Below are 26,923 nucleotides of genomic sequence, written 5' to 3' on the forward strand. Positions count from 1 at the left end.
CCAAGAATGGAACGACTTCCTAGACAGCTTTGTTGACAACGAGCTGCTCGTCGCTCGCATCAAAGCCAAATCTACGCGGTAGCAATCGGGCGGTTACGCTGAAAATGACGCGATGAAACGTTGTCTTGGGTCATGCTCATTCCGTTTCTCTCAGCGTTAATGCTGAGGGCGAGCGGGAATATGAGGCGAGCTTTAAGAAAGGATGTATCCGGCGTAGCACTTTGAATGCTGCCTGGTCATCGCGTTTGTGCCCTTACGCAAATCATCCTGGTTCGGTGCTCAGGAGTTCAATGTCCGCGCGTTAATTAAGCGCGCTTATCTAAGTCCGGGGTTTAATTAAATGAAACGCTCCTTGCTTAAATAAGGGGCGGGATTGATACTGGGTTATGTCTGATTCCCAATCCAAACATCGCTTGGGTCGTTTCGTCGAGACGATCGCTGCCAGTGAAACAGTGCGGGCGTTCGTGCCTCCACCATTGCCGCCCGAGCCGGCGATTGATGTACTTTCATTGCTGGAGCGCCTCAGCCTAGCAGAGCGCGCGCTGGGACGCTTGGATGGCATCACAATTCTGCTGCCGCAACAAGAGCTGTTTCTTTATATGTATGTGAGGAAGGAGGCTGTTCTTTCCTCGCAGATTGAAGGCACGCAGTCGACGCTTTCCGATCTCTTGCGGTTTGAGACCGAAGCTCGGAAGGGGCAGCCGGTTGATGATATCCGTGAAGTCTCCAACTATGTTGACGCCATGATGTATGGTTTGGAGCGGCTGGAAACGCTCCCCATGTCGTTGCGTCTAATTCGTGAGATGCACGCCAGGCTCCTGCACAGTGGGCGAGGAGGCACCAAGGATCCCGGAAAGTTTCGCCGCTCGCAAAATTGGATTGGCGGCACGCGCCCCGGCAACGCACTTTTCGTGCCGCCACCCGTCACTGAAATGGCCGCTTGTCTAGATGCGTTCGAGCGCTTCATGCATGACGACCAATCTCGGTTGCCGGCACTCATCAAAGCTGGCCTGCTGCATGTGCAGTTTGAAACGATCCATCCGTTTCTCGATGGCAATGGCCGTATCGGCCGCCTGCTTGTAACCCTATATCTTTGCATGAACGGCGTTTTGCGAAAGCCGCTGCTATACCTCAGCCTCTATCTGAAGTCCCATCGAAGAGAATATTATCGGTTGTTGCAAGAGGTTCGCGAAAATGGGAACTGGGAAGCTTGGCTGGACTTTTTCCTGACCGGCGTCGCCGATACCGCCAATCAAGCGTTTGAGGCTGCGACCCAGATCGCCGATCTTTTCAAGGAAGATCGGGAACGGATCACGATGGAGAGTGATAGAGCGGGGTCGGCCCTTCGCATTCACGAATTTTTCCAGCAGAACCCTTTTCACACGGCGAACCAGATTGTTCAGATCACAGGTCTGTCCGCGCCAACGGTTAATGCCGCACTTGCTGATCTGGAGCGTTTGGGCATAGTTGACGAGGTGACCGGCCGCAAGCGTGGCCGCGTGTTCAGCTACCGACGATATCTTGCAATTCTGAGCGAAGGCACCGATCCCTTGCCCCTCAGTTCGTGAGAAATAAATTGGCCAAAAGTTCGCTCTTCATAAAGACCTGAGATATCGCAAGGTGTCTCAACGGTAGCTGAATGAGGAAGACGTTGTCTCCTCCCGGCACGTGTTCATGCTGCGAGTTGGTTTGATTATGTGTTCGACCAAGCGGAGGGGTCCTTAGTGGCAATGCCTATTGAAACTGAAAGGCACGGCGAGATGTCTTGCCAAATCGCGGCCAGCGAAAAAATAGATCAATACAACGGGACCTTGTTATACAAGATCTTCGAGATTGGCATGATTGCCGGTCCCAGCGTTGAAGCTGTGAGCGCGCAGTTTCGAGCCATATGCGACATGACTGATGCAGGAGGAATGGTTCGTCATGGAGTAATTATGTTGGGCTATCACAACCGAGCGTTCAGCGGAGATGTGTAACTTGTCGACGGCGAAATAATCGGCGAGTGGTCATCCGATGAAGAAGAGTGGTGCCACTTCATCCAAATCGACGAGAATGAGATCGCTCTAAGTGCACCATCTCCTTGGATGCTGCACGACTTGATCGCAGATTGGTTGGGTCGCGAGAATGGCACCACCGATTTTACTCGAATCCAGCTTATCAAGCGAAGTTTTCCAGTTTTCCAGTCGAGTTGGGTTTCGATCGAGGCGGTGTTTTGTTGATCAGTCGAATAACGCGCGTAACACGACGAGCTTGAGGGCATGCATAGTGACCGTTCTCGCTGGTTTGAAACGCGGTCACCATGGTAGAGATCGAGTATGGGATTCGGGGTTTTCATTCACCGCACAGATTCGATCTACGACGACAGCCCGGCTGAGCAATATCAGTTTCCGAGCCAGTATCTCGGTCGCGTCCAAGCCTGCGTTGGGGGACTGGATCATTTATTACGAGCCGCGAAAAGTGGCGGCGACGCGCGGATATTTCGCGCTGGTAAGAGTCATTCCAGATCCCGAAGCGCCTGGAATGTATCTGGCTCTGATCGAACCCGGCAGCTATCTCGATTTTTCGAGACTACAGGATGATGCAGACACCACAAAGCTTGTGACTGCAGCATGCCTGGGTCGCGTTCAGAGATGGCAAGTGCAGCTTTTCAAGCTCGATGGTTGCACAGGGGAGTGTGTATCCTTTCGTTCAGAATTCGTGTCTCGAAGGCCTTACGCAAGACCGCATCAAAGATTTCAAGGGCTATCTGTCATGCGAAGAGGGCGACATGAGCAGCCCGGTACCTTCAAAATGAACAACGCGCTGTGGTCTGATCGTCCTTCGGGTCCACCGCAGTCTTGGCAGGCATTCGCCAAAGGCCGATCTCGCTTCCGTGTTCAATAGGGCTGTCTCTTTCTCTGGTGAAACTCAGAGCACCTCTAATGTAGTAGGCAATGACGCAGAGCTGCCTCCGTTATGGCCGACGTCCTAAACCTTTCTCGCCTCGTCAGCCGAGTGGGAGCAGGCTGCCAAAATCCTGTTGTGAGACAGGTTGCCAGGGCGGTTGATATAATGTTCCGTTCGACGAACTTCCCTTCCTCAGCACCGCCCGGTGGATCACGTCATCGCGACCGGGGCTGGTATCGGGAGCGCGGCGCAAAGACCAATTTTCGCGACCAGACGGCGCTCACGTTGGTCGTCGAATGCCACGAAAGAACGAGCTACTTGCCGAGCCTACGCCCAATTTGACTGGTTATCCGTCACACACGTCGTGTCGTTGCCGACGCTCCTTGGTCCGCAATGCGTTGGTTGCTTTCATCGAAGTGGTGAAGGGCTCGCGGGTCCGCCACGACGACCAACAATTCGTCAAGGCGGATTTGTGATCGGCCAGGCACGCGAAAGATCAGTGGTGTTCCATCGGCACGAAGCGCATGAACATAGCTTTCAGCACCGACCAATTCGACTGCACTTACGCGGACCTCCATTCGAACAGCACCTCCATCACCTCTGTCAGCGATTTGCAGGTCTTCGGGCCGGATGCCAATCGTTTTGGTGCCCGGCGGGATCACGGAGCTGTCCCTGTCGATAAAACCATCTTTCTCGAAGGAGAAAAGGTTCATGGAGGGAGACCCAATGAACGTGGCCACAAAGGTTGTCGCGGGCTTTTCGTAAAGCTCGATTGGTGTACCGATTTGCTCGATCCGGCCGCCGTTCAAAACCACGAGCCGGTCGGCCAATGTCATCGCCTCCATCTGGTCGTGGGTGACGTAGACGCTCGTCGTGTTCAATGCACGCTGCAGGCGTTTGATCTCGACGCGCATCTGTACGCGCAGCTTCGCATCCAGATTTGAAAGTGGTTCATCGAACAGAAAGGCGGCGGGTTCACGGACGATGGCGCGACCCATGGCAACGCGCTGGCGCTGTCCACCCGAGAGCTGTCTCGGCTTTCGCTCCAGAAACGGCTCGATTTCGAGCGCATTGGCGGCCTTATGAATCCGCCGCTCGATTTCGTCAGCAGGCGTGTTGCGATTCTTCAGGCCGTAAGAGAGGTTTTGCCGCACCGTCATATGCGGGTAGAGCGCATAATTCTGGAACACCATGGCAATGTCGCGCTCGGATGGCTCCAGATCATTAACAACGCGCTCGGCAATGGAAATCTGCCCGGACGAAATGCTCTCCAGTCCAGCGATCATCCGCAACAACGTGGACTTGCCGCAGCCAGATGGGCCGACAAGCACTACGAGTTCGCCATCGGCGATATCGAGCGAGACGCCCTTGATGACTTCCAAACCGCCGCCATAAGTCTTTCGAACGTCCTTGAGATTGATTCTGGCCATTACTTCTCCGTCTCCACGAGACCTTTGACAAACCAGCGCTGCATCAGCACCACGACGACGATGGGGGGGATGATGGCGAGTATCGCCGTCACCATGACGAAATTCCACGGCGTTGCCGCATCGGCGAAATCCACCATCTTGCGCAGGCCGATAATGATGGTGTTCATCTTGGCGTCGTTGGTAACGAGGAGCGGCCACAGATATTGCGTCCAGCCGTAGATAAAGAGGATCACGAAAAGCGCGGCGATATTGGTGCGCGATAGCGGCAGAAGGATATCGCGCATGAAGCGGAACGGCCCGGCATTGTCGATGCGTGCCGCTTCTACGAGTTCACCCGGGATTGTCAGGAAGAATTGCCGGAACAAGAAGGTAGCGGTCGCAGAGGCCATTAGCGGCAGCGTCAGCCCGGCATAGGTATCGATCAGGCCGAGATCGACGATCACCTTGTAAGTCGGCAGGATGCGCACTTCGACCGGCAGCATCAACGTCACGAAGATCATCCAGAAGAACACCATGCGAAGCGGAAAGCGGAAGAAGACGATCGCAAAGGCCGACAGAAACGAGATGACGATCTTGCCGACGGCGATGACGACTGCCACGACGAGGGTGTTGAACAGCAGGCGCTCGAGGCTGACGCCGACCACGCGCTCGACGCCGCCCGATAGCGCATCGCCGTAGTTCTCGGCGAAATGCCCGCCGGGCAGCAAAGAGATTGGCGGCCGAATGATCTGCGCCGACGTCATGGTCGAGGCCACGAACGTATAGTAGATCGGGAAGGCGACGATGATGATGCCTATGATCAGCATCAAATGGCCGATGAGCCCGGCGACGGGACGTTTCTCAATCATGGCTGACCTCAACCATAGTGCACGCGCTTCTCGACGAAGCGGAACTGGAACGCGGTGAGCGCAATCACGATGATCATCAGGATGACCGATTGCGCGGCAGAAGAGCCGAGGTCGAGATTGACGAAGCCGTCATTGTAGACCTTGTAGACCAGAGTTTCCGTTGCCTTCGCGGGGCCGCCGCCTGTGACGGAATGGATGATGCCGAATGTGTCGAAGAAGGCGTAGACCGTGTTGACGACCAACAGGAAGAACGTGGTCGGCGCTAGCAACGGAAAGACGATCGTCCAGAATCGACGGCTGCCGCGAGCGCCGTCGATCGCTGCCGCTTCGATCAGTGATTTCGGGATAGCCTGCAGGCCGGCCACGAAGAACAGGAAATTGTAGCTGATCTGCTTCCAGGCGGCCGCGATGATGATCAGGCCCATGGCCTGGTTTCCATTCAGCAACGGATCCCACATAAGGCCGTTCCGACGCAGAATGTAGGCGAATGTACCCATGGCCGGATTGAACATGAAGAGCCACAGCATGCCGGCTACCGCCGGCGCCACAGCATAGGGCCATATCAGCAATGTGCGGTAAAAAGTCTGTCCGCGCACCACCTTATCGGCGGCTGTCGCCAGCGCCAGCGCCACCGCCATGGAAAGCAGGGCGGTTGACGCACTGAAGACCGCTGTGACCTGAAGCGAATTCAGATAGTTCGGGTCCGATAGCACCTGCTTGAAATTGGCAAGACCGACAAACCCGCTCTTTAGCCCGAACGGATCTTGGCGCTGCGTCGATTGAAACAGCGCCTGGCTGGCCGGCCAGAAGAAGAACACCACAGTCAGAATCAGTTGCGGGGCGACCAGGCAATACGGGAGGATCTTGTTTGGAAAGGCTGCTTGTTGCACGGCAAGGTCCTTGCAAGAGGAGGTAACGCCCGCGGCGATCGGGCCGCGGGCGGGACTGCGTCATTGCATCACTGACCGAGAGCTTGCTTAATAGCTTCGTTGCCGCGCTCCACCGCCTTATCAAGCGCTGCCTTAGCATCCTGCTTGCCGGCCAGCATCGCTTCGAATTCCTCATTCATGATGTCACGAACCTGCGGTAGGTTAACGAGGCGCACGCCCTTGGAATTTTCTGTCGGTGCCTTGCCCATCATTTGGAGAATTGGCGTCTCGCGACCCGGGTTCTTGTCGTAAAAACCAGATTTCTTGGTCTCTTCGTAAGCCGCCATCGTGACCGGCATGTAGCCGGAGACTTGATGCAGCCGGGACTGGATTTTGGTCTGCGACAGGAAATGGTAGAATTGCGCGATGCCCTTGTATTCTTCATCGCTCTTACCGGCGAAGACCCAAAGGCTTGCACCGCCCGGAATGGTATTCTGCGGACCATGACCCTCATAGTAAGGCAGCTGGCCAATGCCATAATTCATCCCCGACTTGACGATATCGCCGAGGCCGCCTGAGGATTCTGTCATGATCGCGCATTCGCCGGAGGTGAACAACTGTTTCGCCTCGGAGGTGCGGCCGCCATAGCGGAAGGTCCCATCCTTGGCGAGATCGGCAATCGACTGGAAATGCTGGACGAACAGCGGTGAGTTAAAAGCCAGCGTCACATCGCTGCCGCCGAGTCCGTTCTCGTTGGAGCCATATGACACGTTGTTCCAGGCCGCCAGATTCTCGGTCTGGATCCAGGTCAGCCAGGTGGACGTCAGTCCGCAGGGCGCAGCGCCGCTCGCCTTGATCTTCTTGGCGGCATCAAAAACTTCGGGCCAGGTTTTCGGGGGCTTGTCAGCATCCAGACCCGCCTTTTTGAAGATGTCCTTGTTGTAGTAGAGGATCGGCGACGAGGAGTTGTAAGGGAACGATAACATCGTGCCGTCCGGCTTGGAATAGTAGGCGACGATGCCGGCGAGATATTCCGACTTGTCGAAGGTGAAGCCGCCCTTCTTCAGAACCTCAGCTGCCGGCATGATCGCGCCTTCGGCGCCCATCATCACGCCGCTGCCGGCGTCGAACACCTGCAAAATGGCCGGTGGCTGTTTGGCGCGAAAGGCGGCAATGCCCGCGTTTAGAGCTTCGGGGTAGGTGCCCTTGAAAACAGGAACGATGGTGTAGTCGCTCTGGCTCTCGTTGAACTCCTTGGCAAGCTGGTTGACCACCTCGTTGTTGGCGCCAGCCATGGCGTGCCACCATTGAAGTTCCGTGGCTGCAAGCGCGTGCGAGGCCATGGTGAACGAGGCAACAGCCGCGAGTGCGGATACAGAAAGACTGCGGACGGACATAGATTGCTCCTCCCTGAGCGGTGTTAAGCCGGATGAACCGGTCTCAATCCCCCGCTTGCGATCCTCCTCGATCACGAGCGGGTTGTTCGAAAGACATCAGCAGACGCAAACGAAAGTGACGCGGCTGCAAACGTGTTCAATTCAAGATAGCGCCTTCAGCCCGTCTGTCGAGGTCAGATTGGCACTGTTGGTACGCCGGCTATACACCGGCAATTTTTCTGAGATCGTCGATCGCGCCGGGCGCTGCAGCCAGCACTGGCGATCCCTTGGTCAAACGCTCACCTTCTGTGGGGAACGGGTGATGCCAGCCGCCAGCCTCTCTGACCAGGCAGTATCCTGCCATGCAGTCCCAGGCGTGCATATAGGGCTCGTAATAGCCGACGAGCCGGCCTGCCGCCACGTAAGCCAGCATCAGCGCGCCGGAGCCGTTGCGGATAAAATTCCCACCTGCCTGCAACAGCTCCTCGACCATCTTGCCGACAAAGGCGGGCGTGACATAGTTGTTGGCGCCGATGCCCGTCACGGCGTCGCGGATCGTCCGCGCCGGGTCGATGACAAGCGGCTTGCCGTTCAATGTCGCGCCGTAGCCGGATGCTGCCGAGTAGAGCTCATCGTGGCAGGGGGCTGCGATCACACCAACAACGGGCTGGCCGTCGTACAGCAGACCGATCGAGACGCACCAGTTGGGCATGCCGTTGACAAACGGGCTGGTCCCGTCGATCGGATCGACCACCCAGGTGAAGCCAGAGGTGCCGGGCTCGAGACCATATTCCTCCCCGAGAACACCGTCCTTAGGGAAGGTTGCATGGAAGCGGCCGCGGATCAGCTGCTCCACCTCCCGGTCAGCGATCGAGACGACATCCTGCGCATCTCTCTTGGTCTCGATGACGAGGGCTTCACGCTTGTTGTAGTAGTCGAGGGCAAGCGCACCGGCTTCCCGGGCAACTTCCTCGGCGATCTTATGGCGTGACTCAATGCCGGAGCGCAGCTGCAATTCCATAGATTATATCCTTCAATTGTCGTTCTAGGTCGATGCCGGTCAGCTGCGAATAACGGCGACGCCACGTTCCTTGAAGCCGATGCCGACTTCAGTTGCCGGTGCCAGCGCATGATCCACCGAAGGATCTATGACAAACAGCGTCCCTTGGCTCGTCTTGACTTCATATTCGACGTGATCGCCGAGATAGGCCGAGTGGGTGATTTGACCGGTGAAGGCACTTTCATGGCCTTGAGGATCCAGGGTGATGGCGTTGGGGCGGACTGCCAGTTGGGCGGAGCCGAGACGAAGATCGAGCCCTTTCACCCGGTGCACCAGCCCCTGAACGTTCACCAGCGCCGTGCCGTCGGCAACCTCGGTCACATCGCAGTTGACAACATTGGCCTCGCCCATGAAGTCGGCGATGAAGGCAGACGCCGGCAGATCGTAGAGGTCGCGCGGTGCGCCGGCCTGGGCGATCTCGCCGTCCTTCATCACGATGATGCGGTCCGAGACGGCGAGCGCCTCGTCCTGGTCATGGGTGACGTAAACGGCGGTGAAGCCGAGCCGCTGCTGCAATTCGCGGATTTCGGTGCGCACACGCCGGCGAAGGCGAGCATCCAGATTGGACAGGGGCTCGTCGAGCAACAGAACTTGCGGCTCGAGCACCAAGGCGCGAGCCACGGCGACGCGCTGCTGCTGGCCGCCCGACATTTCGGCCGGCAGCCGCTTTCCCATCCCGGACAAGCCGACCAGCGTCAGGCCCTCTTCAGCTCGCTCGCGGGCTTCCCTCTTCTTCAGCCCTGAGGATTCCAAACCGTAGGCAACATTGTCCAGCGCGGTCATATGCGGGAACAGCGCATAGGACTGAAACACCATCGAGACATCACGCTCGTTGGCCGGCAGCATGGTAACGTCCTTGCCGCCGATCAGGATGCGCCCGGAGGTAGGATGCTCCAGCCCGGCCAGCATGCGCAGCGTCGTGGTCTTACCGCATCCGGACGGGCCGAGCAGGGTGACCAAGGTGCCGGGCTCGATCGTCAGCGACAGGTCGGGAATGGCCGTGAAGGCGCCAAAGGTCTTGGAGACGCTTTCAAAGACGACAGAGCCGGAAAGCTTCTTGCTCATGCGGTTTTCTCCTGGGCGATAGGCGCTGCGTTAAGCGTGGTGGGAATGGCGACGCGGTTTTCGCGGCGCAGACGGCGCTCGCCGACCAGCAGCTGGAAGCCGGCGATGACCGCGATCATCACCACGATGAGGACAGAGGAGTAGGCAATGGCCACGCCGTACTCGCCGTTTTCGACGAGGCCGACGATATAGGCCGTCGACATGTTATACTGGGCGCTGACCAGGAAGATCACGGCGCTGATCGAGGTGATGGCGCGCACGAAGGAATAAACCAGCGCCGCGGTGATCGCCGGTCGCAGGAGCGGCAGGATCACCTTGCGCAGCGTGCGGAAGCTGTCGGCCCGCAGTGTCAGCGAGGCTTCGTCAAGGCTCTTGTCCAGCTGGCTCATCGCCGCCACGCCCCCTCTGACACCAACCGGCATGTTGCGGAAGACGAAGCAGGCAACCAGAATGAGGGCCGTGCCGGTCATTTCCAGCGGCGGCAGATTGAAGGCCATGATGTAGCTGATGCCGATTACCGTGCCAGGAATGGCAAAGCTCATCATCAGCGCGAATTCGAACAGGTTGCGGCCGGCAAACCGCTGGCGGACGATGAGGTAGGCGGTCAGAAGGCCAACGGCTGCGGTTAGGGGTGCCGAGATCAGCGCGATTTCCATCGTTGTCCAGAAGGAGTTCCAGGCGACGCCCGTCCAGGCGATACCGCCGTCATCGCGCCAACCCACCGAGAACGCGCTGATGTAGTGTTCGAGCGTCAAAGTGTTGTCGAGACCCCAGGTCCGAACGAAGCCGCCGAACAGGATCATCGCGTACACAACGACGGTGAAGACCATCCACGGAATGACAAGTGCATGGACGGCGATCGATAGGCCGCGTGGCAGGGCGATATGCGCGCCGGAGTCGCCCTTTCCGGTCACTGTGGCAAAGCTCTTGCCAGATAGCCAGAAGCGTTGTGCGATGAAGGCCGAGAGCGTGAAGGCCAGCAAGATCATCGCGAGTGTTGCTGCGCGTGACGGGTCGTTCTGCGAGCCGACGACGGCAAAGAAGATCTCGGTCGAGAGCACGCCATGACTTCCACCCAACACCATTGGATTACCGAAATCCGCCATGCTCTCGATGAAGCCGATCAGAAAGGCGTTGGCGAGGCCGGGCTTCATCAGCGGCAGAGACACGCGCCAAAACGTCCGCCAGCGGTCTGCGCGCAGGGTCTGCGATGCTTCCTCCATCGACGGGCTGACGCCCTCGACAACACCGATCAGCACCAGAAAGGAGATCGGGGTAAACGAAAGCACCTGCGCAATCCAGATACCGGTCAGGCCATAGAGCCAGCGTCCAGGCTCGATGCCAAACAGCGACGACAATCCCTGGGTGACAACGCCAGCACGCCCGAACAGCAGGGTCAGCGCCAGTCCGACGACAAAAGGCGGGGTAATGATCGGCAGGATGGTCAGAAGGCGCAGACCCTTCTTGAACGGGAAGCGGGTTCTGGTTGCGACAAGCGCAAAGCATAAGCCGAGCAATGTTGAGCCACCCGCCGTCATAATCGCGAGAAACAGGGTGCGCCAGGCGACGCCGCAGCGCTCACCGCCGGCGAGGCAACTCAGGCTCCAGACGGATGGGTCCTGAATGTTGGTCAGGAAACCGTCCGGACTGAACGAACCATCAAAACTCTGAAAGGCACCGACAAACATGCTGGCGACGGGATAGAAGACGAAGATCGAGACCAGAACGACAAGCAGGGTGATCGACGCAACCACGAATGCATCGCCCTTCATCGCCCCGCGCTCGGCCAGCCCGAAGGCGAACATCAGCACGAAGACGATGCCGAGCAGGATGGCCCCGGCTCCCATCGACGGCTGGCCGTCCGGAAGCGCACCGAACATGGTCTCGCTGATCGTCCAGCTCCAGCCGCTGAAGGTAATCGCCAATCCCTGAAGGCACAGAAACAGGAAACCGACCGCGCCGGCAAAGGCAAGCAGGCCGCCGCGTGCCATCGGGCTTGAGATGAAGCGCGCGATCACGGCAAGGGCCACGAAGATGAAGCTTAGCGACAGCCACCACTTGCCATGCTGCAGGATTTCCAGAATGGCGGGAGCGCTTGCCGGATCGGATGGAAAGCCTGACAGCCAGCCGAAGCCATAAAAGCCGCCGTCGATCCGGTACCAGGGCAGGACGAGCAGGGCGACCAAGCCTACCAATAGAGCAAGGTCCAGTCGGCGGTTGCGATTGGGCATGGCGATCAGCATCCGTTATATCTGCGTGGAATCCTGCAGCCGGCAGTGTCCAGCCGGCTGCATGAGGTCGCAAGCCAGGCGATCAGTTCGCCTTGGCGCCGATTTCCTTGTCCCAGTGGCTGAGCAGCGACTTGCGCACGTCAGGGTCACCAAACTTCTTGAAGTCATAGTCGATCAGCTTGATGTCCTCGAACTTCGGCGCTTCCTTGGGAATGGCGGCCGATTTGTTCGATGGCAGCTGGAAGGACTTGGCATCCTTCATGTGCGATTGCGCGTCGGCACTGAGTGCCCAGTCGTACCACTTCTTGGCATTGTCGAGGTTCTTGGCGCCCTTGACGATCGACATCGAGCCGATCTCGTAGCCGGTTCCCTCGCACGGTGCGACAGCCTTGATCGGGAAGCCCTCGACCGTCTGGGCAACGGCATCATGCATGAAGACGACACCGATCGTTGCCTCGCCGCGCGCGGCGGCCTTCACCGGTGCCGAGCCGGATTTGGTGTACTGGGAGATATTAGCGTTGAGCTTGCCGAGGTAATCGAAAGCTTTGTCCTCTCCCATGATCTGCACCAGCGTCGCGAGCGTGTTGTAGGAGGTGCCCGACGAGTTCGGATTGGCGATCTGGATCTCACCCTTGTAGGACGTGTCCAGAAGGTCGGCCCAGCATTTCGGCTCCTTCAGGCCCTTGCTCTTCAAGAGATCGGTATTGTAACCCCAGCCAAGCGCCCCGGCGTAGACGCCAACAGTCTTGTATCCGGAGCTCTCGGCCTGTTTCTGGGCCCAGTCCTGCAGCTGGTCGAACAGCGGAGACTTGTACTCCTGTGTGAGGTTCTCGGCAGCGGCCTGTAGATGGGGGTCACCGGTTCCCGCCCACCAGATGTCGGTCTTCGGGTTGCGTGCCTCGGCTCTGATCTTCGCATAGGTCTCGCCGGCAGACAGGCGCACCATGTTGACCTTGATGTCGGACTGCTTTTCGAACAGGCCCTTCATCAGATCGCATACCTGCGAGTCTGCCGAACAAATCATGTTGAGGTCGCCGGCCGCATGGGCCGAGTAGGCGACAAACGAAACGCCAGCCGCGAGCGCAGCCGCAGTAACTGTTCCAAAACGCATTGACATCCTCCTATGTGTAGCAGCGCCTCCACGCTGATCGCTTTTGCAAGCGTGTGCAAATGCTGCATCAAGACCTTTGCGCTGTCAACCTGACTTCTCTAGTCAGCCAAACAATCTCTGTTGCACGCGATTGCAATTGTGTGCAGTATTCCGTGCGGGAGGATGGGCTGTGACAAGCAAACTTTATATCAGTGCGCAGGAAGTGGCCGAGAGGGCAGGGGTGTCTCGCTCGGCCGTGTCACGAACGTTCACGCCTGGCGCCAGTGTGGCACCTGAAACCAGGCGACGCGTGATGGAAGCCGCGGAAGCACTTGGGTATCAAGTCAATCACCTGGCTCGCGGCCTGATGCGCAACGAGAGCGGAATTGTCTGCCTGATCGTATCCGAGGTGGCGACGCCGTACCGATCGGCGCTTTTGAGCATGCTCACGCAGAAGCTTCAAAATGTTGGCAAAGTGGCGATGCTCGTGAATACGGATCGCTCCGATGGCAGTGTCGATCGTGCGCTGAAGCAAGCCATTCGATACCGTGCGGATGCTTCGATCATCATGTCAGGACTACCGGACAAATCCATCACGCAGCTATGTCTGAAAAACGGCCAACGGCTGGTGCTTATCAATCGCGACGACGATCAGGCAGGGCCGCTTCGGATCAATCTTGACGACTATGAGGCAGCAGCTCGGGTCGTGACCGCCTTTGCACGTGCCGGCTGCCGTAGACTCGCATTTGCGAACTCGCAGGCTGGAACGCCAAGTCTGATGGCCCGTGAGCATGGGTTTGTCGATGCCGCGAAACGTTTGGGACTTGAGGCGATCGTCGAGCGGTATGGATGGACCGGCTATGGAGCCGGGCAGGTCCTTGCACAGCGCCTTTTGACACGCCAGGACCGGCCTGATGCCGTGTTCTGTGCCACCGATCTCCTAGCCTGTGGTTTTATGGACGCTGCAAGGCGTCAGTTCTCCATCTCAATTCCGGATCAACTGTGCGTGGCCGGATTTGACGATATTGAGCAGGCATCCTGGACATCGTATGATTTGACGACCTTTGCCCAACCCGTTGACGTTATCGCCAACGAAGCTGTCAGATGGCTAGAGGATAACCGACCGCAGCAGCCCACTCGAATACAACTGCATGCCAATCTTGTCTGGCGAGGATCGATAAGGGGAGGCTAAAGCTCCGGTCCGGGAGTCTATGGCAGGCGAAGTGCCTCGCGCGATACGAGAGCAACACGCAATCTGCAGGCCTATTGCCGCCAATGATTGTTGACGCTGCCGTAGATGGCCTCGCATCCAGATGTCCGAACAAGGTGGACATGTTCCCAAGTGGCTGTTGTGCTGCCGTTCGGCTAACGATCGAGGCGCGCGATCTTTTATCGCCCATTGCGGGGGGGCCGAACACCGGACCTGATTGCTCAAGGGCTAGAGATCGAGAGGATCATTCACACCATGGCGATGTCGAACGGCATGCGGATTGAACTCTGAATTACCGCATCACCTGGCCCGCCCGGGTCAGACTTCATCAACACCAACGTTAATCCATACAGGGACTAAAATGGAACAGCCCCTCATCCTTGCCGCCTGCGCGGAAATGCTCTGGCAGGATCGCCCGATCGAGTGGCGCGCCGCCCGCCTTGCCGAAATGGGGTTTCAGGTAGGTCTCTGGAACTGGCCTGATCATGACCTCGGCGCTCTTGAACGGTCGGGAGCGACTTTCTCTATCATGAACGGCTATCTCACAGGGCGACTGGCAGATGACGAAGGCGCCGAAGAACTTCTGCGTTCCGCTCGCGAGACCGCCCATGTCGGAAAGCGCCTCGGGGTTGCTCGGTTGAATCTGCACGGTACGGGGCTGGGTGAGGGCGGCCTGCCGGCACGGCCTGCTGAAGTAGTTACCGGCAGCATGTGGTTGAAAGCTCGCGACACTCTTGCCCGTATTGCGGAAATGGCAGAGGAGGAGGATGTCGTCTTCACGCTGGAAAACCTGAACCTGCCGGTCGACCATCCGGGCACGCCGTTCGGCCGCGCGGCAGACACGTTGGCGCTGGTTTCATCCGTCAACCTTCCCCACCTGAAGCTTAATCTGGACCTTTATCATGTGCAGATTGGCGAAGGTAACCTCATTGAAACCTGCCGCGCCTGCTTACCATGGATCGGCGAAGTGCAGGTGGCTGACGTGCCCGGGCGCTGCGAGCCGGGCACGGGCGAAATCAACTACCCGGCAATTGCTAGCGCGCTTTATGAAATGGGATATCGCGGCCCAGTCGGAATGGAGGCCTACGCCAAGGGCGATCCCGATGCCGCACTTCAGGCCTTCCGGACCGCGTTTACTTTGTTCTAGTTTGATCTTCGATTTTAGGAAGAAGGGTTGGATTAGAAGGTTGGACGCGACACGAATGGCGGATGGTTCCATAAATCTGAATACGCCCCAGCGGGCGTCTAAATAATTGCCGAGGCTAGGTTCATATCCCTTCAAGGTGTAGGGGCTTGCCCAGTTCTGCGGTTTGGCACCGTTCAAGAATAGCTTCGCGCCGTCTCATCGGTCACTGGGGATGCTTTCGACACAGCCTGATAGCGAACGAAAGACAAGCCCGTGCTCCGCCCAAGCGGATCGACGCTCAATGCGGCAGTTGCGGCCGGTGACAACGGCCAAGCCTCCAGCGAGCGCGGTGCTTCTAGTCCCGGCTGCGAGCATGACGTCTAGTCGAACTCTGCGGAGCCACCGCGCCAGGTCATGGCGGGCTGCCGCTCCAATACGTCTGCCTGTCGAATTGTACGCATTGACCGTCGCGCAATTCTGGATCAACTTGAAAGTGCAGAGATACGCAGCGGCCGTGGCGCGGAGGCGGTAGCGATGCTTTCTGTCGAACGGACAGGGTCACAATTAATTGCTCCCGTCCTGCAGCGGCTGAAAGCCTCACATATTCAATCCGGATCGTCCGGGAACCGCGTTTCAGAAAGCCACCAGGCATGGGCGATCCGCAGTGACACCAGCTACCGGACCATTGAGGCGTAGCTTATTCACGAAATACTTCACGACGATTTTTGCTGCAGTCCTGTTGCCCATCATTGTCGGTGGAACGATCGAGGCCTGGCTTGGGTATCGCGACCAGCGCGCCTCCATTGATTCGAGGCTCTTGTCGGAGGCGCGCGCATCGTCGGAACGCATAAGCAGCTTCCTGAACTCAATCATTGACCAGATGGGATGGGCCGTCCAGTTGCCCGTCGCCTCTGTGAGCCCTGAAGAACGGCGGTTCGACGCCTTGCGCTTGTTGCGCCAAGCGCCCGCCATCACGGAGTTCGCGCAGGCGGACCGCCAGGGCAAAGAGCTTCTGCGCGTCTCCCGTGTCGTGCCGGATGTCGTTGACAGCGGGCGCGATCTGTCGAGTGAAGCCAGCTTTCAGGCGTTAATGGAGAACGGCAGCCGGTTCGGGCCGGTCCATTTTTCGCGAGGATCGGAGCCCTATATGGCTATCGCGATTGGCGGCGAGAAGCATAACACCGGCGTGGCGCTCGCGGAAGTCAACCTGAAGCTGATCTGGAGCGTGATCGCCAACATCAGGGTCGGCCAGAAGGGCCACGCCCATGTCCGCGACAGCATGGGGCGGCTGATCGCCCACCCCGAAATTGTTCGGGTGCTTCGTGGCGAGGACCCGGGAGACCTTATGGCAGCCCCCGCGCGGCAGGCTGTGGCCGACGATCTAGCACAGGCGCCGGTCCGATCGGACCCGGTAATTGTACGGCGCGGCGATAGTGGGGCGTGGGTGATCGCCGGCAGCGCCATCGTTCCCGGACCGAATTGGACCGTGTATGTCGAGCAACCCCTATCGGAGGCGTTCGCTCCCATATACGCCGCGTTGTGGCGGACCGGCATCCTCCTGATCGCAGGGATCGGGGTGTCGGCGGGACTCGCATACGTGCTTGCGGGCAGAATCACCGGTCCCATCCGCCTTTTGGAGCAGGGCGCCACGAAGATCGGTGCGGGACAGTTCGATCATCGCGTTCGCATCGACAGCGGCGATGAACTTGAGGAACTGGCGGAACGATTTAACACAATGGCCGACGAAATCGCGCTTTCGAAAGAGCGTTCGGAGCGTATCGCCCGGCTGAGGCAGTTTCTTGCGCCGCAAGTGGCGGAGTTGATCGAGATCGAGGGATCCGAGAAACTGCTGGAAAGCAAGCAGGCTGATGTCGTGGTTGTGTTCGGGGACCTGCGCAATTTTACAGCCTTCTCGGAGAAAACGGAGCCGGGCGAAATCATGGCGGTGCTGGAAGAGTTCTTCACCGTGCTCGGTCGGCTGGTGCAGAAGCACGAAGCTACGCAAACCGGCTTTTCTGGCGATGGTTTCATGTTGCTGCTAAATGCGCCGGTACCGTGCGACGATCCGGTGGGGCGTGCAGCACGCATGGCGATGGATATGCAGGAGGCGGTTCAGGAACTCGTCTTCCGCTGGACTTCTGTGGGCTATAGCATTGGGTTCGGGATGGGGATGGCAGCCGGTGCCGCGACGGTAGGGCGGATCGGCTATGAAGGGCGGCTCGAATACACGGCTATCGGACCCGTGGTCAATCTGGCGTCACGCCTTTGCTCCGCGGCGAAAGACGGGCAAATCCTCATCGACGCTGCCACCGCACGGCAGATCGGACCTGCAACTCCACTGGATGACCTTGGAAAGCGCCTGTTGAAGGGGTTCGAGGCAGACACCCGCGTATTTGCCATTAAGATGAAAGAAGGACGGGTGTGCCAATAGGTCGACTTATTCAATCACTTCGTCCGCCCGCAATAAAATGGAGCGGGGCACTTCTATTCCGAGCGCTTTGGCTGTGGAAAGGTTGACCGCAAGTTCAAAGACGGTCGGCTGGATGACCGGTAATTCAGACGCAGCCGCACCTTTGACCATGCGCGCGGCATAGACCCCCGCCTGACGATAGGCCTCTGAGAAACTTGAGGCGTAGCTGACTAGACCGCCGTCGATCACATAGTCCTTCTGATCATAGATGGTGGGAAGCTTGTGCTTGGCCGCGAGTTCGACGATCGTAGATCGCTGGCTCGTCAGGAAGGGGCTACCGCCGACAACGACGGCATCGGCTCCGGCGGCGGACATCCGGTCGAAGGCGGCTTCAAGTTCCTCGACGCCACTGACTTCTGCAACAATCAGCCGCCGTCCAATCGAGGTTATTGCCGACTCGGCCTTGGCGCGATTTGCTTCGAACCCGGGATATTTCGTATCGATCAGCAAGGCGACATCGACGGCGGCAGGCGCCAGTTCCATCAGAATTTCGGTTCGCTTACCCGCAAGTTCGCCGCCGCCGAAGAACGTGACACCCGTCAAATTGGCGCTCGGCCGGGCAAGATTATCGACGAGGCCCGCTTTGACCGGATCGTCGGCCGACACGAAAACGATGGGAATGTCGGATGTAGCCGCCCGCGCCGCTTCGACTGCGACGCTGTTGCCCACGATCACGGAGACTCGGGCAGACACCAGTTCCGCAGCGATCTGCGGCAGCAGTTCCGGCTTGTTGTTGGCCCAGCGATATTCGATCACGACAGTCTCGCCCTCGGCCAGCCCCTCTTCGGCCACCCCCTTCCGGAAGGCCTCTACAAGGGAAGCGAACGGTCCAGCAGGCGAACTTCTGAAGAACGCGATCACCGGCAGATTGGCGGTGCCGGCCGGCAGCGCATCCTGGAATGGGAGGACAAGAAGTGCACCGGCCATCGCCCCGACCAGCGCCCGACGCCCGATCCCCGCACCCTGCTTCATGGATTTGCCTCCAGACCTGAATGGGCGATGAGTGCCTTTGGCGGGTCACGGCCTCGACGCGACTGCGCACACGTTCGTGAACTTAGACATCACCTCCAAGCCTCCTCCCATACTATCAGGAGGTGGCCGCACGGCAAGAGGGCGCGAAAGAGTCGCCCGGCATTCGTAAGCCTTTGAGACCATGCTGCCGTTCAAACGGTGCCGTGAGGAACAGCTCGCTGAGGTGGCCGAGCTAACCTCGACGCCGACGCACGACGAGTTGGCGACCGGCGAAAGGATTCGAGCGCGCGAAGACGCCTCGTCTCCGAAGCTCAGGCGGGCGTATTTCTTGCGCCAGTGAAAAACGTCGCGTCCGAAATTCCTGCCAGCAGGATGAGAGCGAAGAACAACCAGGCGCAGCGTTGTGCACACCAGAACCTTTGTTGAAATGGGCCGTGATCCGCAACGCCTTCCGGAAAGGATATGGACTGAGCGCTTCTATTTTCGGCCTGATGAGTAGGGCAGGGAACTCGGAGGCGTATTTGGCGTTATCGGCACATTCACGAACCCGTGAACAGCCATCTCGTGAACCTAGGGGCCGACCATGACCGAACCTGTCTCCACTCATTTCTCGCGCGATGTCGCATACGGCATCGACGCGGGGTCGACCGCATCGCTTTACAAAGTCTCATGGGGAGCGATCTTCGCCGGCGTCTTTGTCGGACTTGCCGCTCAGTTTCTTCTGAATCTCCTCGGCGTCGGCATCGGTGCTGCGGTCATCGATCCGGCCAAATACGATAATCCCGATGCCAGCACCTTTTCGATTGCTGGGGGTTTGTGGTTCGTCGTCGCCGGTTTGATCGCATCCTTCGTCGGCGGTTATATCGCCAGCCGCCTGTCCGGCCGTCCGAGCAACTCCACCGGCGGCTATCAGGGCCTTACCACATGGGCCGTAACGACGCTCGTCATTCTTTACCTGCTGACCACCTCGGTCGGTGCTCTCGTTGGCGGCGCATTCAGTGGTCTGTCGAGCATCGTTGGCGGCGTCGGCAGCACGGCAGCTACGGCTGTCACAGCGGCGGCGCCTGCCGTTGCCAATTCCACCAATCCGTTTGCCGGCATCGAACAGCAGATCCGCGACGCTTCGGGCGGCAACGATCCGGAGGCACTGCGCAACGCTGCGGTTTCCGCTGTCAAGGCCGCGGTCACCGGGGACAGGGCGAAAGCCGACGATGCTCGTAATCGTGCTGCCGATGCGATCGCCAAAGCTCAGAACATCCCGGTCGATCAGGCGCGCACGCAGGTCGATCAATATATCAAGTCCTATAACGACAAGGTGGCAGCGGCCCAGGCTCAGGCGCTTGAAGCGGCCCAGACCGCGACGAAAGCCGTCTCCGCCGGGGCCATACTCGGCTTCATCGCTTTGGTGATCGGTGCGATCGCCGCATGGTTCGGCGGGGTCTTCGGCACCAAGCACAATCTCCGTGCCACGGAAACTTCCGTCCGCCACCTCAATTGACTCTCCGCCTGCCCCAAGAGGGCGGGTTTCTTTTTTCCCTCGCAACATCGGAGCGCCACCATGGCCAAAGCTATCAAAACTCTTGACGAGCTGTTTCACGACACGCTGAAGGACGTCTACTTCGCAGAGAACAAGATTGTCGAAACCCTTCCCAAGCTGCACAAGGCTGCCAACAGCAAAGAGCTGAAGACCGCCTTCGAAAAGCATCTTGGCCAGACCAAGGTCCATGTCGAACGTCTCGAACAGGTTTTTAAGATCATCGGCAAGAAGCCCGAAGCCAAAACCTGCGACGCCATTCTCGGCATCACTGACGAAGGCGACGAAATCCGGGAAGAGTACGAAGGCTCGCCGGCTCTCGACGCTGGTCTGCTTGCCGCGGCCCAGGCCGTCGAGCACTACGAGATGTCCCGCTATGGTACCTTGCGCACCTGGGCGCTGGAGCTTGGCCTCAAGGACGCAGCGAAGTTGCTGCAGACGACCTTGGACGAAGAACAGGCGACCGACATCGCGCTGACCGGCATCGCCACATCGGTGGTAAACCAGAAAGCCGAAGGCTGACTTCAACCAATTCGCCCCGGAGAGGGAGGATCCCTCTCCGGCTCGATTTCCTGGAGAGCTCCATGCCCATCGACCCCAAATCATCGCCAGCAGTGCAGTCATACGAATTGGATAAAGCTCGCCAGCGGGACCGCGAAGAAAAAGGCGATCTTGACAAGGGATTGGAGGACACCTTCCCCGCCTCCGATCCTGTCTCGCACACCATCACTTCCGTTCCCACGGGGCGCACCAGCGTGGAGGAAGCCGAGCGGGTAAAAGCAGCTCCCGGCGAGAGCCGCCCTGCGGGGAGTGCCGGCGACAGCATTCGCGGCTGGATCAAGGCGAACCCTTTGACGGCAGTGGCCGCGACGGCCGCGATCGCCTGGATCCTTGGCGCCACACGCTAAGGACGGAGCGGAAATGAGCACACCGGTCGACGCTCCACCGCCTGGTCCGGGGGTTCCCGTCATCGGCGACGCCGACGTCAGGATCGGTTCTGAAAAAGCTTGGCCCCGGCCTGATCACGGATGCGGCCGATAACGATCCAAGCGGTATTGCGACGTTCGCAGGCGGGCGCCAAGGTCGGTTTCAATATGCTCTGGACGATGCTCCTGACCTATCCGCTGATGTCTGCCATCCAGCTGGTCAGCGCCAGGATCGGCCGGGTCACAGGCTTCAAACCTTGCGGTCAACGTGGGAGCGATCGGGCCAAAGGCGCTGGTCACGTCTCTCGTCTGCCTGCTCTTCATCGCCAACCGCATCAATATCGGCGCCAACCTCGCGGCGATGGGCGCATCTGGGGAGCTTGCCATCGGAAGTCCGAGCCTGCCGATCGCCATTTCGGTTGCGATGCTGTCTCTGGTCGTGCAGATGTTCGTGCCCTGCGAGCGCTACGCCAACTTGCTGAAGTGGCTGACGCTGGTGCTCTTCGCCTACGTGGCCGTCCTGTTCGTGGCGAAGATCGACTGGATCGCGGCATTGAAAGGGTTCGTCTGGCTACGTTCTCGGCTCGATGGCAACAGTTTCACCGTCATCGTCGCGATCCTCCGAACAACGATCAGTCCGTACCTGTTTTTCTGGCAGTCCAGTCAGAAAGTCGAGGAGATCGATCGGAAGGACGACGCCAAACCGCTGGAGGACGCGCCCCGCCAAGCCCGAGGGAACTCAGCCGCATCGAGCTTGACACCTTCGCTGGCATTCGCGCCGAGCTAGCTTTCGGAACTGCTCCAAAGCTCGTCCCAAGCCAGCTTCGTCATATGGCTTGCCGAGCAGCCCAGCGTCAGCGATCAGATCGCCGCCCTCTACCTCGGGAATACCAGTCGCGCCAGAGCAAAACACGATCCCCAATTCTGGCCGCTGGCGGCGACATGCGACCGCAAGATCGCGCCCGACATCCCAGGCAAGCCATGGTGCGTCAGGAGCACATCGACCCGTTCCCGGTCGAACAGCGTGAGTGCCTCCTCCGCGCTGGTCGCTTCAAGGACCACGTGACCCATCGTTTCGAACATGTCGGTTGTGTTCATCAGGATAAGATCCTCATCCGCGACCAACAGGATGAGCAGTGGTTGTGGAGCCTCCGTTGCCGCGGTTTCGACGGACACTGTCGGCTGCGTTCGGGCGACGCGGAAAACACAATGGAGCCTAAGGACAGCTACGACGCCATTACCAACCGACCCCTCGTCTGGACGTGGGTCGACCCGGCCTCGGCTTCCGCGAATGGTTTTCCGTGCTGAAACCTGGCGGCAAGGTGCTGATCGTCGACGGCAACATGGGGAAGGAGACTTGGGTCAAGGGCCTGCAGAAGCTCTGGTCCACGGTGACCGGCAAGCAAGCCGTCAGCCACATGAGCCCAGCCATGGCAGCCCGTCAAGAATATCCGCCCGCGCGTCTATTTCTCCGACCACATGCCGGCGGCAGCCGTAGTCGATCTGCTGACGAAGGCCGGCTTCGACACCATCGTCGTGGATCGCAAGCTATCCTACATTCATTGGGCGCAGGCCCGCAAAATGCCGTTCCTGCGGGGGCTGGATCGGATGGTGCAGGATCGCTTCGCCATCTGCGCGACGAAACCAGAGGAATGACGCAGTATCTGGTTACTACCGTCGCCTGTTTTCGCAGACGAATGATCTAACCCGCCCTGCAATTAAGGATCATCGCAATTAGTTGGATAGGATCATGGTTTCCGCGCTGTTGATCGCCTTGCCGTTGATGTAGCCTCGTGCGGGCGGCGAAGAAGCCGGTGGTTCCGCCACCTCGTCCGGGGTCGTGCACGCCGGATGGATGCATGTTCAGCATCGCGCTACGGTAGGGAAGGATGCTGGGCTGCTCGATGTTCACGGTGATGTTGCGCAGACCCGAATCCGCGAAAATGCCCCTATTATATCGCGGTTCCTGGAGGCTTGTGTTGGAAGCCGCACACACTCAGCGCCGCGATGTCTGCGATCGATTGCAATAGTAATGCGGCAGAAGGCACTGTGCGGCGTTGCAATGTCGCGCGCCATCCGCTGGCTTCACAACGTTGCCAGCACATTGTTCGCCATCCGGTTTCCATAGTTCTTGCGGATCGCAACCTTGCGCTCCAGATCACCGATCACGTCTGCCGAAAAATCGACACCGTAGAGTTCCAGCATATTTGGCAGGCCTCCAGGCGTAAACACGTTGATTTCGAGGATCTTGTCGCCGACGATATCCAAGCCGACTAGGAACATACCATCGGCAATCAGCTTCGGCCTGACCATGTCGGCAACGCGAAGAATTTCGGGTGTGATCTTGACCGCAGCAGCGGTGCCTGCCGCGTTCATGTTCGATCGCAACTCACCTTTCGCCGGCACCCGGCGGAATGCGGCATAGGCACCGTCACGTTCCAGCGGGTGGCCATTCATCAGAAACAGGCGGATATCGCCCTCGACCGCCTCGGGAAGGTACCCCTGCGCGATCAAATAGCCTTCGCCGCTGACTGCCTCGAAGATTTGATTAAGATTCGATTCCTTGTTGGAGGCGACCTTGAAGACATGTCGCCCGCCTGAGCCCTGGAGCGGCTTCAGGATCACGCCTCGCTTATGATCCGCCACAAACGCCCTGATTTCGTCAATGCTCCTGGAAATAAGCGTCGCCGGTCTGATAGCCTCGGGAAAGTCCTGAAAATAGAGTTTGTTCTGTGCCCGCGCTAGTCCGTGGGGATCGTTGACGGTGATAACGCCACGCTCCACGGCCAGTCTGCCGAACATGGCGCCGACATGCGCTGCCCATGGTCGGTCGTCCGCGTCCTCCGAAGGATCGTTTCGGAGAAAGAGGACGTCCAGCTCGCCGACGTTGATAGTTTCTATCGGCAAACCGGCATCATTGAGACCGGCAATGAAAGCATCAGCCTTCTTCTGTTTTGCAATTGGGGGCATAACGGCACGAACATGGAGGCTATCGTCCGGGCGCAGGACAAAATCGCCGGGAGTCACATAGAAAATGTCATGGCCCCTTGCGATTGCTGCCAATGCCAGCGACGTCGTGGTGTAATATGACGCTTCACCTGCAATAGAATTTACTAGAAATGCAATCCGCATTCATGGCTCCCTTTGTTGAATCATGTCGAGTGGACGCATACCCAGCCGTGCACGCTCAAGCCCGATTTGTCCGCTCGGCATCTCCAGGAATATCGGACGAACGGACGGGTGGCGGAGCAGCCCGCGAGACGCCAATTCCTGCATGACGTCAAAATGAAGAGATGCGATTTTTCCCATCCAGAACGGATCCAGTGCCCCGTCTGCCGAAAGGTGGCCCAGAAGCTCTAGCAGGCCACGCAGATAGATTGCGTCCTTGGCAAGGCCGCCGCCCCTGTAAAGGCGCAGGGTGATATTGAACGCCACATCAGTGGTAAAGCCGTGGTCGTTTTGAAGCAGGGAGAAGGTTTCCGCAAAACTCGCCCCCTCCAGCATATGGGCGCAGCCCACGACTCGAGCGGCGATCAGTTTCAGTCGCTCCGATGTCATTCCCCCCGCCAGATATTCCGCAAACACCGCCAAACCTTCCTGCATGCCTTCGTAACCCGACAGGCCAGACCGAAAAAGTCGCAGGCCTTGTGAAGATCCGTTGAAATAGGTCAGCAAATGCACGCCGATCTCATGCGAGAGCAGGGGTTCGACGCGGGCCTGATCCATCAACGTATGGGTCGAGACAAGAAGTCGGGGGCCGGTCACCATCAACCCGGAGGGCAGGTCATCGCGCAGTTCCACGCTTGCTTCGAAATCTACATGGCGCTGCTGGTAAGACTCGATCATGGTGGCGGCGCTTCTTGCAACAGACAGGCCGTCAGCGAGTGGCATTTGCCGGCCGGTGCCTTGCGCGTGCTCGTCGACGAGCGCCCGCAGAATGGTGTTTGCCTCTTTGAGCAAAGCAGGCTCTACGGGGCCATACAGTGCGCGTCCCAATTCGATGAACCGAGCCGTCTCCCGCGCACCGATAAGCGATAATTGCAGATCGAGCTCTCTCTGCTTTTCCCGATAAAGGTCGTAGAGAAGTGGGTCTTCCATATGATCGAACGAAATCGAGAACAGCTTCTTCTTGGCCGTTTCGACCTGCATGGTCAGCGGCCGGTACAGCAAGGTCGGCTCAGTTCTGCAGTTGCCGTCTCGGAACACCTCGAAAGCCGCGTCGGCATTGATTGGTGTGATGGCCAGCAGAAAATCGAAGGACGAGGCGACGTCGTCGATTGCTCGATCGACACGCGAGACGGCATCGACAAAGGCCTTGCGGCCGAGGGAACGATGCGTCGGTACCGTGAAAACGTGGAGTTGTTGGATGAAAGAGGCACAGGCGCGAAGACTGGCGTCGAATATCATGGCGATGAGTCGATCGCGGAGTTCCGGATAGATTGCGCCATCGGCCTGGCGGTATACCGGGGCGAAGCGCACAACGATTGCGGAGCAACCCGTTTCCTCTGCAATTGTCGCGAGGTTGGTCGAGATCGGCGCTGCCTGCTTCTGCACACGGGGACGGCGAAACCGGGCTTCGCTCTCAAGGACGGCTTTGGAAAAGCTGTTGGCAGCGTCATTTGCGCCTGCACCGGGCGTTTCCCAGATGCACACCTCGAAGGATCTAAGGAAAGGCGCGTCATCGGGAAGCGGCCGGTCGTCTTCTAGTTCACCAATATCTACCACTATAAAGCCGCCGAACAGCTCACGCATCACAGGTGCGAGTGCGTTGATCACGACCCCCGCCGCTTGGGCACTATCTGCAATGAGATAAGATGCATTGGCTTGTGCAATCGCCAATGCGACGGGCTCTTTGTCCGGGCTGCCGATATGGAGGCAGAGGAAGGGAAGAGGACGATCCATGTGCAGCGTGCCACCTGCCGTCAACTCCCGCCTCACAGGCTTTCCCGCGCGGATAGTTTTGACAACATCATCGAGCCATTCTGCCTCAGTCTGCTGAGCAACTGCCGCCACACTCGTCATCGGCGGTTTCTCAACAGATGTTCCAGCACCGGTTCGGCAGTGGCCACGATCGCGCGGAGCTGCGTGAGAACATCCAAGTTGGGTTCCCCAGTCCACTCGTCCATAAATATCTTTTTGAATTCAACCGCTATGGCGCAACCCGTCTCGGCAAAGTGCTCGTGGATAAAGCGGGTCTGTTCGCCCCTGCCCTGAAAGGCAACGTTCTCACGGACATCGACGGCTTGGCCGTTAATATCGAAACCGGAAAAGTGTTGGATCAGCCCGTCAACTACGTCGGCCCACCGATCGCGATTCATAGACGATGTGCCTATGTTAATATCGGGGGCGTCTTTCTGATCGGTCGGCTCCTCATCGGCTCCGCCCCGTCGATGGTTGTAACTGTGGACATCCAGCAAAATGAAACGTCCATGCCGCCGTTCAATGCCTTGTAGCATCGATAGCATGAACTCGTAGTAATCGTCATGGGATGCCAGCGAGGTTTCCAGCTCCGCTGACGATAGGGGCGCTTTCCATACGTTTAGTCCCCACGCCTCATCCGGGCCCGTATAGACTGCGGCTGCACGCGCTCTGTTCAGATCAATCTCGAAGCGTGATCGGTGAAAGATCACTTGATTGGTTATGTCGGCGATCAGAAAGGCCGTAAACGGATCTTCCTCGCGCAGCCGTTCGTCGGGTGCTAAGGCATACAGATCGGCAAGTTTTTCTCGGACCGTATGGCCCTCATGAATCGCCGTGGCCACAATGGGTGAATATCCTCTCTGGCACGTCCAATGGAGCGAGGGAGGTGAAACGACGCGCTCGCTGATGA

General features: G+C 58.6%; 23 protein-coding genes and 2 pseudogenes. 12 read left to right on the forward strand and 13 right to left on the reverse strand.

Annotated elements, in window-relative coordinates; all coding sequences use genetic code 11:
- Nucleotides 1-386 precede the first annotated feature (386 nt).
- From ASC90_RS09050 to ASC90_RS29735, 4 genes and pseudogenes are all read left to right on the forward strand, one after another.
- Entirely contained in the window at nt 387-1,568 is a 1,182-nt protein-coding gene (locus tag ASC90_RS09050; RefSeq protein ID WP_056538577.1) for a Fic family protein, read from the forward strand.
- 156 nt (nt 1,569-1,724) lie between these two features.
- Complete coding sequence (locus ASC90_RS29290) at nt 1,725-1,976, forward strand: hypothetical protein (RefSeq protein WP_200950870.1); 252 nt, start codon at nt 1,725-1,727, stop codon at nt 1,974-1,976.
- A gap of 339 nt (nt 1,977-2,315) precedes the next feature.
- A pseudogene (locus tag ASC90_RS29730) lies at nt 2,316-2,562 on the forward strand (restriction endonuclease); the annotation flags it as partial.
- Between the two features lie 94 nt (nt 2,563-2,656).
- Nucleotides 2,657-2,794, forward strand: coding sequence for a hypothetical protein (locus ASC90_RS29735; protein ID WP_244480358.1), 138 nt, complete (start codon nt 2,657-2,659; stop codon nt 2,792-2,794).
- Nucleotides 2,795-3,239: 445 nt separating this feature from the next.
- Here the strand turns inward: ASC90_RS29735 and ASC90_RS09060 are convergent, their stop codons facing one another.
- The 8 genes from ASC90_RS09060 to ASC90_RS09095 form a co-directional block, all read right to left on the reverse strand.
- Nucleotides 3,240-4,316, reverse strand: a complete 1,077-nt coding sequence (locus ASC90_RS09060; protein ID WP_056538580.1) for a sn-glycerol-3-phosphate import ATP-binding protein UgpC — start codon at nt 4,314-4,316, stop codon at nt 3,240-3,242.
- Nucleotides 4,316-5,164 carry a sn-glycerol-3-phosphate ABC transporter permease UgpE gene (ugpE, locus tag ASC90_RS09065; protein ID WP_056538583.1) on the reverse strand — a complete coding sequence of 283 codons (849 nt, stop codon included), beginning with the start codon at nt 5,162-5,164 and terminating at the stop codon, nt 4,316-4,318. The genes ASC90_RS09060 and ugpE overlap by 1 nt, the downstream gene beginning before the upstream one ends.
- A gap of 8 nt (nt 5,165-5,172) precedes the next feature.
- Nucleotides 5,173-6,054: a sn-glycerol-3-phosphate ABC transporter permease UgpA gene (ugpA, locus tag ASC90_RS09070; protein WP_056538585.1), complete on the reverse strand. Its 882-nt coding sequence runs from the start codon at nt 6,052-6,054 to the stop codon at nt 5,173-5,175.
- A gap of 68 nt (nt 6,055-6,122) precedes the next feature.
- A complete protein-coding gene (ugpB, locus tag ASC90_RS09075) occupies nt 6,123-7,430 on the reverse strand; it encodes a sn-glycerol-3-phosphate ABC transporter substrate-binding protein UgpB (RefSeq protein ID WP_056538589.1) in 1,308 nt (435 codons plus the stop codon).
- Nucleotides 7,431-7,629: 199 nt separating this feature from the next.
- Nucleotides 7,630-8,430, reverse strand: coding sequence for an inositol monophosphatase family protein (locus ASC90_RS09080; RefSeq protein WP_056538592.1), 801 nt, complete (start codon nt 8,428-8,430; stop codon nt 7,630-7,632).
- 39 nt (nt 8,431-8,469) lie between these two features.
- Nucleotides 8,470-9,534 carry an ABC transporter ATP-binding protein gene (locus ASC90_RS09085; RefSeq protein ID WP_056538596.1) on the reverse strand — a complete coding sequence of 355 codons (1,065 nt, stop codon included), beginning with the start codon at nt 9,532-9,534 and terminating at the stop codon, nt 8,470-8,472.
- On the reverse strand, nt 9,531-11,765 hold the full coding sequence (locus ASC90_RS09090; protein WP_056538730.1) for an iron ABC transporter permease: 2,235 nt from the start codon (nt 11,763-11,765) through the stop codon (nt 9,531-9,533). The genes ASC90_RS09085 and ASC90_RS09090 overlap by 4 nt, the downstream gene beginning before the upstream one ends.
- A gap of 82 nt (nt 11,766-11,847) precedes the next feature.
- Nucleotides 11,848-12,876 carry an ABC transporter substrate-binding protein gene (locus ASC90_RS09095; RefSeq protein WP_056538598.1) on the reverse strand — a complete coding sequence of 343 codons (1,029 nt, stop codon included), beginning with the start codon at nt 12,874-12,876 and terminating at the stop codon, nt 11,848-11,850.
- 169 nt (nt 12,877-13,045) lie between these two features.
- On the opposite strand from ASC90_RS09095, the gene ASC90_RS09100 reads away from it, so the two are divergent.
- The 3 genes from ASC90_RS09100 to ASC90_RS09110 all read left to right on the forward strand — a co-directional run bounded on the left by ASC90_RS09100 (nt 13,046) and on the right by ASC90_RS09110 (nt 17,622).
- Complete coding sequence (locus tag ASC90_RS09100; protein WP_056538600.1) at nt 13,046-14,047, forward strand: substrate-binding domain-containing protein; 1,002 nt, start codon at nt 13,046-13,048, stop codon at nt 14,045-14,047.
- A 379-nt stretch (nt 14,048-14,426) separates the two neighbouring features.
- Complete coding sequence (locus ASC90_RS09105; protein ID WP_056538604.1) at nt 14,427-15,212, forward strand: TIM barrel protein; 786 nt, start codon at nt 14,427-14,429, stop codon at nt 15,210-15,212.
- Nucleotides 15,213-15,855: 643 nt separating this feature from the next.
- The gene (locus tag ASC90_RS09110) at nt 15,856-17,622 is read left to right on the forward strand and encodes an adenylate/guanylate cyclase domain-containing protein (RefSeq protein ID WP_056538607.1); all 1,767 of its coding nucleotides are present in this window, start codon (nt 15,856-15,858) and stop codon (nt 17,620-17,622) included.
- A 6-nt stretch (nt 17,623-17,628) separates the two neighbouring features.
- Here ASC90_RS09110 and ASC90_RS09115 read toward each other — a convergent pair whose 3' ends face one another.
- Nucleotides 17,629-18,633, reverse strand: coding sequence for an ABC transporter substrate-binding protein (locus tag ASC90_RS09115; RefSeq protein ID WP_056538610.1), 1,005 nt, complete (start codon nt 18,631-18,633; stop codon nt 17,629-17,631).
- Between the two features lie 583 nt (nt 18,634-19,216).
- On the opposite strand from ASC90_RS09115, the gene ASC90_RS09120 reads away from it, so the two are divergent.
- From ASC90_RS09120 to ASC90_RS09135, 4 genes are all read left to right on the forward strand, one after another.
- Complete coding sequence (locus tag ASC90_RS09120; protein WP_056538614.1) at nt 19,217-20,131, forward strand: hypothetical protein; 915 nt, start codon at nt 19,217-19,219, stop codon at nt 20,129-20,131.
- Between the two features lie 60 nt (nt 20,132-20,191).
- Nucleotides 20,192-20,689 (forward strand): DUF892 family protein, encoded by a 498-nt coding sequence (locus tag ASC90_RS09125; protein WP_056538616.1) that lies wholly within the window; start codon nt 20,192-20,194, stop codon nt 20,687-20,689.
- 62 nt (nt 20,690-20,751) lie between these two features.
- The gene (locus ASC90_RS09130) at nt 20,752-21,075 is read left to right on the forward strand and encodes a hypothetical protein (RefSeq protein ID WP_056538618.1); all 324 of its coding nucleotides are present in this window, start codon (nt 20,752-20,754) and stop codon (nt 21,073-21,075) included.
- A 286-nt stretch (nt 21,076-21,361) separates the two neighbouring features.
- Nucleotides 21,362-21,880, forward strand: a complete 519-nt coding sequence (locus ASC90_RS09135) for a divalent metal cation transporter (protein ID WP_280138317.1) — start codon at nt 21,362-21,364, stop codon at nt 21,878-21,880.
- 89 nt (nt 21,881-21,969) lie between these two features.
- Here ASC90_RS09135 and ASC90_RS27920 read toward each other — a convergent pair whose 3' ends face one another.
- The gene (locus ASC90_RS27920) at nt 21,970-22,269 is read right to left on the reverse strand and encodes a response regulator (RefSeq protein ID WP_244480354.1); all 300 of its coding nucleotides are present in this window, start codon (nt 22,267-22,269) and stop codon (nt 21,970-21,972) included.
- Nucleotides 22,270-22,281: 12 nt separating this feature from the next.
- Between ASC90_RS27920 and ASC90_RS09140 the strand changes: the two are divergent.
- A pseudogene (locus tag ASC90_RS09140) lies at nt 22,282-22,749 on the forward strand (methyltransferase domain-containing protein); the annotation flags it as partial.
- Between the two features lie 429 nt (nt 22,750-23,178).
- On the opposite strand, the gene ASC90_RS09145 reads toward ASC90_RS09140, so the two are convergent.
- Genes ASC90_RS09145 through ASC90_RS09155 form a run of 3 tightly spaced genes read right to left on the reverse strand, consistent with a single transcriptional unit; the run spans nt 23,179 to nt 26,855 of the window.
- Nucleotides 23,179-24,225, reverse strand: coding sequence for a glutathione synthetase (locus ASC90_RS09145; protein ID WP_056538619.1), 1,047 nt, complete (start codon nt 24,223-24,225; stop codon nt 23,179-23,181).
- Nucleotides 24,226-26,115: a flavohemoglobin expression-modulating QEGLA motif protein gene (locus ASC90_RS09150; protein ID WP_056538622.1), complete on the reverse strand. Its 1,890-nt coding sequence runs from the start codon at nt 26,113-26,115 to the stop codon at nt 24,226-24,228.
- Nucleotides 26,112-26,855, reverse strand: coding sequence for an N-formylglutamate amidohydrolase (locus ASC90_RS09155; RefSeq protein ID WP_348270864.1), 744 nt, complete (start codon nt 26,853-26,855; stop codon nt 26,112-26,114). Before ASC90_RS09155 ends, ASC90_RS09150 begins: the two co-directional genes overlap by 4 nt.
- Nucleotides 26,856-26,923: the final 68 nt, after the last annotated feature.

This window comes from Rhizobium sp. Root1220 (genome assembly GCF_001426265.1).
Lineage (GTDB): Bacteria > Pseudomonadota > Alphaproteobacteria > Rhizobiales > Rhizobiaceae > Rhizobium.

What these genes read in the sequence shown, in the direction of transcription:
- ASC90_RS09050 (WP_056538577.1), top strand. Translation starts at nt 387, where the DNA reads ATGTCTGATTCCCAATCCAAACATCGCTTGGGTCGTTTCGTCGAGACG.
- ASC90_RS29735 (WP_244480358.1), top strand. Translation starts at nt 2,657, where the DNA reads ATGGTTGCACAGGGGAGTGTGTATCCTTTCGTTCAGAATTCGTGTCTC.
- ASC90_RS09060 (WP_056538580.1), bottom strand. Translation starts at nt 4,316, where the DNA reads ATGGCCAGAATCAATCTCAAGGACGTTCGAAAGACTTATGGCGGCGGT.
- ugpE (WP_056538583.1), bottom strand. Translation starts at nt 5,164, where the DNA reads ATGATTGAGAAACGTCCCGTCGCCGGGCTCATCGGCCATTTGATGCTG.
- ugpB (WP_056538589.1), bottom strand. Translation starts at nt 7,430, where the DNA reads ATGTCCGTCCGCAGTCTTTCTGTATCCGCACTCGCGGCTGTTGCCTCG.
- ASC90_RS09080 (WP_056538592.1), bottom strand. Translation starts at nt 8,430, where the DNA reads ATGGAATTGCAGCTGCGCTCCGGCATTGAGTCACGCCATAAGATCGCC.
- ASC90_RS09085 (WP_056538596.1), bottom strand. Translation starts at nt 9,534, where the DNA reads ATGAGCAAGAAGCTTTCCGGCTCTGTCGTCTTTGAAAGCGTCTCCAAG.
- ASC90_RS09090 (WP_056538730.1), bottom strand. Translation starts at nt 11,765, where the DNA reads ATGCCCAATCGCAACCGCCGACTGGACCTTGCTCTATTGGTAGGCTTG.
- ASC90_RS09095 (WP_056538598.1), bottom strand. Translation starts at nt 12,876, where the DNA reads ATGCGTTTTGGAACAGTTACTGCGGCTGCGCTCGCGGCTGGCGTTTCG.
- ASC90_RS09105 (WP_056538604.1), top strand. Translation starts at nt 14,427, where the DNA reads ATGGAACAGCCCCTCATCCTTGCCGCCTGCGCGGAAATGCTCTGGCAG.
- ASC90_RS09115 (WP_056538610.1), bottom strand. Translation starts at nt 18,633, where the DNA reads ATGAAGCAGGGTGCGGGGATCGGGCGTCGGGCGCTGGTCGGGGCGATG.
- ASC90_RS09120 (WP_056538614.1), top strand. Translation starts at nt 19,217, where the DNA reads ATGACCGAACCTGTCTCCACTCATTTCTCGCGCGATGTCGCATACGGC.
- ASC90_RS09125 (WP_056538616.1), top strand. Translation starts at nt 20,192, where the DNA reads ATGGCCAAAGCTATCAAAACTCTTGACGAGCTGTTTCACGACACGCTG.
- ASC90_RS09130 (WP_056538618.1), top strand. Translation starts at nt 20,752, where the DNA reads ATGCCCATCGACCCCAAATCATCGCCAGCAGTGCAGTCATACGAATTG.
- ASC90_RS09145 (WP_056538619.1), bottom strand. Translation starts at nt 24,225, where the DNA reads ATGCGGATTGCATTTCTAGTAAATTCTATTGCAGGTGAAGCGTCATAT.
- ASC90_RS09150 (WP_056538622.1), bottom strand. Translation starts at nt 26,115, where the DNA reads ATGACGAGTGTGGCGGCAGTTGCTCAGCAGACTGAGGCAGAATGGCTC.